The 5819-nt window shown below is 69.8% G+C and carries 5 protein-coding genes; 1 reads left to right on the top strand and 4 read right to left on the bottom strand.

The features are described 5' to 3' along the window. Window positions 1–18: 18 nt before the first annotated feature. Together E1200_RS30505 and E1200_RS30510 are read right to left on the bottom strand one after the other, a co-directional pair. The gene (locus tag E1200_RS30505) at window positions 19–426 is read right to left on the bottom strand and encodes a YjbQ family protein (protein ID WP_131955633.1); all 408 of its coding nucleotides are present in this window, start codon (window positions 424–426) and stop codon (window positions 19–21) included. Window positions 427–521: 95 nt separating this feature from the next. Further along, a complete protein-coding gene (locus tag E1200_RS30510; RefSeq protein WP_131955635.1) occupies window positions 522–719 on the bottom strand; it encodes a DUF1918 domain-containing protein in 198 nt (65 codons plus the stop codon). A 214-nt stretch (window positions 720–933) separates the two neighbouring features. On the opposite strand from E1200_RS30510, the gene aceE reads away from it, so the two are divergent. Beyond that, on the top strand, window positions 934–3726 hold the full coding sequence (gene aceE / locus E1200_RS30515; RefSeq protein ID WP_131955637.1) for a pyruvate dehydrogenase (acetyl-transferring), homodimeric type: 2793 nt from the start codon (window positions 934–936) through the stop codon (window positions 3724–3726). Between the two features lie 137 nt (window positions 3727–3863). Here the strand turns inward: aceE and E1200_RS30520 are convergent, their stop codons facing one another. Next, window positions 3864–4238: a VOC family protein gene (locus E1200_RS30520; protein WP_165950528.1), complete on the bottom strand. Its 375-nt coding sequence runs from the start codon at window positions 4236–4238 to the stop codon at window positions 3864–3866. Window positions 4239–4577: 339 nt separating this feature from the next. Then, window positions 4578–5558: an aldo/keto reductase gene (locus E1200_RS30525; RefSeq protein ID WP_131955641.1), complete on the bottom strand. Its 981-nt coding sequence runs from the start codon at window positions 5556–5558 to the stop codon at window positions 4578–4580. Between the last annotated feature and the right edge of the window lie 261 nt (window positions 5559–5819).

Genomic DNA, 5819 nt, shown 5'->3' on the forward strand with positions numbered 1-5819 from the left:
CCCCCGGATCGCTGACGCTCATCCCTTAAGAAAGGACAACCGAACCTGGCGCTCGGCATTGTCCACGTTCAGGTCCACCAGGGCGATCGACTGCCACGTCCCCAGCGCGAGGCGCCCGCCGAGGACCGGCAGGGTCGCGAACGGCGGGATGAGCGCGGGCATCACGTGCGACCGCCCATGCCCCGGGGAGCCGTGCGCGTGCCGCCAGCGGTCGTCCGCCGGCAGCAGGTCGCCGAGGGCGGCCAGCAGGTCGTCGTCGCTGCCCGCGCCCAGCTCGATGATCGCCACGCCGGCGGTCGCGTGCGGGACGAAGACGTGCAGCAGCCCGTCACCGCCCTCCGACGCCGCGAACCGCTCGCACTCGGCGGTGATGTCGTGCACGACCTCGCGCGCCCCGGTCGTCACGCGGACCACGGTGCTCTCCATGATCCCCGGCATACCCGATCCGCGGCCCCGGACGCCTCCGGGGCCGCGCGATCTCGCGGGGCCGCGGACACGGCCCCGCGACGTGCTCGGCAAGGTCAGCGGGAGATCTGCTCCCCGGACTCGACCACCGCGTCCGGCCCCGGGTACACCAGGGTCTCGTGGCCGTCGTCGAACCTGACCAGGTACGGCGGGCTCCCGTTCTCGCCCCGCACCTCCAGGATCTCCCCCTGCCGGTCGGGCTGCCCCACGATGTTGCCGTGGACAAGCAGCCGGTCTCCGACTCGCCCGTTCATGGCTCCTCCGATCTCGTCGGGAAAAACCGCTCTCCCCCCGTGCGTACCCCGGTTGACCGGGGAGAATGGTTACCGGTTGGTAGAGATGCGTTAGCCGTCATAAACGGCGACGATGGAATCTGATACGAGCGACAACAGTCTGCCGGGGACCGGTGGCCGACCCACGCGGAGGCCCCGGTCTCACCAGCATGGACGTAAGGACAGAGGGGACCCCGTGGCTTCCGGACGTCAACGCTTTTCGATCATCAGCGACGGCCTGCCGAGCCAGCTACCGGACATCGACCCGGACGAAACCCGGGAGTGGCTGGAGTCGCTGGACACGGTCATCAAGACAGAAGGCCGCGGCAGGGCCCGGTACGTGATGCTCCGGCTCCTTGAGCGGGCACGTGAGCTGCAGGTCGGGGTGCCCGGCCTGCGCAGCACCGACTTCATCAACACGATCCCGCCGGAGCACGAGCCCTGGTTCCCCGGCGACGAGCACGTGGAACGGCGCATCCGCGCCTACATCCGGTGGAACGCCGCGATCATGGTGTCGCGGGCGAACCGTCCCGAGATCGGCGTCGGCGGGCACATCGCCACCTACGCCTCCGCGGCATCGCTGTACGAGGTCGGCTTCAACCACTTCTTCCGCGGGAAGGACCACGGCGAGTCCGGCGACCAGGTCTTCATCCAGGGCCACGCCTCGCCGGGCATCTACGCCCGCGCCTACCTTGAGGGACGCCTGCCGGAGGAGAAGCTCGACGGGTTCCGCCAGGAGCACTCGCACCCGGGCGGCGGCCTGTCGTCCTACCCGCACCCGCGGCTCATGCCGGACTTCTGGGAGTTCCCCACGGTGTCCATGGGCCTCACCGCGATCAACTCGGTGTACCAGGCGCGGTTCAACCGCTACCTCTACAACCGGAAGATCAAGGACACGTCCCGCTCGCACGTGTGGGCGTTCCTCGGCGACGGCGAGATGGCCGAGCCCGAGTCGCTCGGCGCGATCGGCCTGGCGGCCCGTGAGGAGCTCGACAACCTCACCTTCGTCATCAACTGCAACCTGCAGCAGCTCGACGGCCCGGTCCGCGGCAACGGCAAGATCATCCAGGAGCTGGAGTCCTACTTCCGCGGCGCCGGCTGGAACGTCATCAAGGTCATCTGGGGCCGCGACTGGGACCCGCTGCTCGCGCAGGACGTCGACGGCGTCCTCGTGAACCAGATGAACACCACCCCGGACGGGCAGTTCCAGACGTTCACCGTCGAGTCCGGCGAGTACATCCGGGAGAAGTTCTTCGGCGCCGACCCGCGGCTGCGCCGGATCGTCCAGCACCTGTCGGACGACGAGCTGCGCAAGCTGTCGCGCGGCGGGCACGACTACCGCAAGGTGTACGCGGCGTTCAAGGCGGCACGCGAGCACGTCGGGCAGCCGACCGTGATCCTCGCGCACACCATCAAGGGCTGGACGCTCGGCTCCGACTTCGAGGCCCGCAACGCCACCCACCAGATGAAGAAGCTCACCAAGGCCGAGCTGAAGGAGTTCCGGGACCGCCTCTACCTCGACATCCCGGACTCCGCCCTGGAGGCGCCGCTCCCGCCCTACTACCACCCGGGCGAGGACTCCGACGAGATCCAGTACATGCGCGAGCGCCGCGCCGCGCTCGGCGGGTTCCTGCCGAAGCGCACCGTGCGGGCCAAGCAGCTCAAGCTGCCCGGCGACCCCGTCTACAGCGAGCTGAAGAAGGGCTCCGGCAAGCAGAACGTCGCGACGACGATGGCGTTCGTCCGGCTGCTCAAGGACCTGATCAAGGACGAGAACATCGGCGCCCGGTTCGTACCGATCGCACCGGACGAGTACCGCACCTTCGGGATGGACTCGCTGTTCCCCACGTCCAAGATCTACTCGCCGCACGGGCAGACCTACGACGCGGTCGACCGCAGGCTCCTGCTGTCCTACAAGGAGTCGCAGAGCGGCCAGATGCTGCACGAGGGCATCAGCGAGGCCGGGTCGATGGCGTCGACGATCGCCGCGGGCACCGCGTACGCCACGCACGGCGAGCACATGATCCCGGTGTACATCTTCTACTCGATGTTCGGGTTCCAGCGGACCGGCGACCAGATGTGGGCGCTCGCCGACCAGATGGGCCGCGGGTTCCTCCTCGGCGCCACGGCCGGACGCACCACCCTCACCGGTGAGGGCCTCCAGCACGCCGACGGCCACTCCCCGCTGCTCGCCGCGTCCAACCCGGCCTGCGTCCACTACGACCCGACGTGGTCGTTCGAGCTGGCGCACATCGTGCAGGACGCGCTGCGCCGCATGTACGGGACGTCTGAGGAGCACCCGGACGGCGAGAACGTCTTCTACTACCTGACCGTCTACAACGAGCCGTACCAGCAGCCCGCCGAGCCCGACGACGTGGACGTCGAGGGCCTCCTCAAGGGCCTGTACCTGTACCAGGCCGCGCCGGAGGCCGCCTCCGGCAACGGCGGGTCGCCGCGGGCGCAGATCCTCGCGTCCGGCGTCGGCGGCCGGTGGGCCCTGGAGGCGCAGCGGCTCCTCGCCGAGGACTGGGGCGTCGCCGCCGACGTGTGGTCGGCGACCTCGTGGAACGAGCTGGCCCGCGAGGCCCGCGACTGCGACGAGTGGAACCTGCTGAACCCCGACGCCGAGCAGCGCGTCCCGTACGTGACCCGCAGGCTGGAGAACGTGGCCGGGCCGATCGTCGCGGTGTCGGACTACGCCCGCGCGGTGCCCGACCAGATCGCCCCGTGGATCCACACGGACTACACCTCGCTCGGCACCGACGGGTTCGGCTTCTCCGACACCCGCGCCGCCGCCCGCCGCTTCTTCCACGTGGACGCGGCGTCGATCGTCCTGGCGGTGCTGACCCGGCTCGCCCGGCACGGCGAGATCAAGCCGGAGACGCTCCAGCAGGCGATCCAGCGCTACCGCCTCGACGCGACCGTCAGCGAAGTCTTCGCCAACGGCGCCGGCACCAGCGAGAGCAACGCCGGCGGAGAGAGCGGCTGATCCAGGCCTCTCCAGGGGGCGACCCCCTGGAACCCCCGCCGGGTGCTGAGGTTGTTGTCGTGGTGATCGCGGTGGTGTAGGCCGCGATGACCGGAAGGGCCCCGAGGTTCGCCTCGGGGCCCTTCGCGCTTCCGCGCTCAGGCGGGCGCGGGGGTGAAGACGCCGAAGGTGTTGCCGGACGGGTCCCGGAGGTAGGCGAACCTGAGGCCGGTGCTCGCGGTCACGGTGGGCAGGGCGACCTTTCCGCCGTGCTTCTCGGTCTCCGCGCAGACGGCGTCGACGTCCTCGACCATGACCAGGAACATGGCGTGGCCGGCGGACGCGTCGGCCTCGTGCGAGATGCCGCCCGCGGGAACGTCGGCGCCCGGGTAGCTGACGAGGTCGTAGCCGTCGCCGTCCGGATCGACGGCGATCTTCCAGCCGAACAGGTCGCCGTAGAAGCGGCGGGCCTCCTCCGGCGCGTCGGTGCCCACCTGGAACCACGCGACGGTGTTGAACGCGGGAACGCTCATCGGTCTCCTCCTTCGAACGCTGCGGGCACCAGCGTCCGGGAGCATTCCGACAACCCCCTGTCGGTGTTTCCGGACGAGTTCGCACCCGCCCGGAACTCCGCCCACACGACGGTGCGCGCCCCGTCCGCCCGGAATCCCCAGCCGTCCGACAGGGCCTCCACGAGCCACAGCCCGGGCGCGTCCGGCCGGTCAGGACGACTCGCGGACGATCAGGTGGGTCTCGCAGATGACCGGCGCGTCCGCCACGTGCCTGCCGTGGATGCGGTCGAGCGGCAGTTCGGCCGACCGGCAGTCCATCGCCTCCGTGGGCTGGGCGCTGAGCGGATTCCGCGGTGGCCGTCAGACCCAGGTGGGTAGGGCGCCCTCGGCGTAGCGGGCGCCGAAGCCACCGGTCGGCAGGATCTCGGCGATGGCGTTCAGGTCGGCCTCGGTCAAGGTCAGCTCGGCGGCGGCCGTGTTCTCCTCGACCCGCTTCGGACTGCGGGTGCCGGGGATGGGGACGATGTCGTCGCCCTGGGCCAGCACCCAGGCCAGTGCGAGTTGGGAGACCGTCGCGTCCTTCGCGGCGGCCATCTCGGCGAGCCTCTCGACGGCCGCCAGGTTCTTCTCGAAGTTGCCCGGCTGCCAGCGGGGGTCGTGGTTGCGCATGTCGGTCGCGTCGTAGGACCCGGCGGGCTTGGCGGTGCCGGTGATGAAGCCGCGTCCCAGCGGGGAGTACGACACGAACCCGATGCCGAGTTCGCGCAGGACCGGGAACAGCTCCTCCACGTCCCGCTCGAACAGCGAGTACTCCGTCTGCAGGACGGACACGGGCTGGACGGCGTGCGCGCGGCGGACGGTCTGCGGGCCCGCCTCACTCAGCCCGAAGTACTTCACCTTGCCCGCATCGATCAGCTCCTTGACCGTGCCGGCGACGTCCTCGATCGGGACGTCCGGGTCGACGCGGTGCTGGTAGAGCACGTCGATGTGGTCGACGCCGAGGTAGCGGAGGCTGTTGTCGGCGACCTTGCGGATGTTGTCCGGGCGGCTGTTGAGGCCGGAGATCTTCCCGGACGACAGGTCGAACCCGAACTTGGTCGCCAGGACGACCTCGTCACGGAAGTCCTTCACCGCCCTGCCGACGAGGATCTCGTTGGAACCGGTGCCCAGGCCGTAGAGCTCGGCGGTATCGAAAAAGGTGACGCCCAGTTCGTACGCGCGCCTGATGGCGGCGATGCCCTCCTGCTCGTCACCGGGGCCGTAGGCCATGGTGAGGCCCATCGTGCCGTAACCGATCGCCGACGTGACCAGACCCTGGCGACCCAACGTGCGCTTCTGCATGACCAATCCTCCCTAGGAACGCATTTCCCTCCACTCTCGCAGCAACACGACCGGCCAGCGCATTCAGCGACCACGAGCCTGCTCACGGCTCGGGACGAAGGGCAGCGGCAGGGCAAGGTCGCACCTCGGGGCCAGCACTACGCCGGCTGACCATGAGCGCGGGCCTGATCGTGGGCGGATGTGGTCAGACGAACTCCAAGGGGCGGGCGACGTAGTCGGGTGGGATGTCGCCGTGCATCGACTCGGAGGAGCGGCTGTCTC

The sequence above is a fragment of the Actinomadura sp. GC306 genome (genome assembly GCF_004348665.1).
Lineage (GTDB): Bacteria > Actinomycetota > Actinomycetes > Streptosporangiales > Streptosporangiaceae > Spirillospora.